This window comes from Acidisoma sp. C75, assembly GCF_054665095.1.
Genome location: NZ_BAAFHD010000043.1, coordinates 1 through 400 on the forward strand (window position 1 = coordinate 1; position 400 = coordinate 400).

1 protein-coding gene is annotated in these 400 nt (G+C 68.8%); it reads left to right on the forward strand.

Going from position 1 to position 400, the window contains the following annotated elements; translation table 11 throughout:
- Nucleotides 1-91: 91 nt before the first annotated feature.
- A partial coding sequence (tnpB, locus tag ACYQ7X_RS17490) for an IS66 family insertion sequence element accessory protein TnpB (RefSeq protein ID WP_459698353.1) occupies nucleotides 92-400 on the forward strand: 309 nt, incomplete at its 3' end.

A 400-nucleotide genomic window follows, 5' to 3' on the forward strand; every position in this document is an offset into this window, starting at 1 on the left:
TCGAGATCAAGCTCGCGGATGGGACGACCATCCGGGTTGGCGGCGATGTCACTGCGGCGGCGCTGCGCCGGGTGCTGGGTGTGCTGCGGGGATGATCCCGGTTCCCACGGGCGTGCGGGTTTGGCTGGCGACCGGCGCCACGGATATGCGGCGCGGCATGAACGGGCTCGCCCTGCAGGTCCAGGAAGGGCTCGGCCGCGATCCTCACGCGGGTGATCTCTATGTGTTCCGCGGCAGGCGTGGCGACCTGATCAAGGTGCTCTGGCATGACGGGCTCGGCATGTCGCTCTATGCCAAACGCCTGGAGCGCGGGCGCTTCCTGTGGCCATCACCCGCCGACGGTGTGGTGCCGGTCACCGCGGCTCAGCTCGGCTATCTGCTCGAAGGCATAGACTGGCGC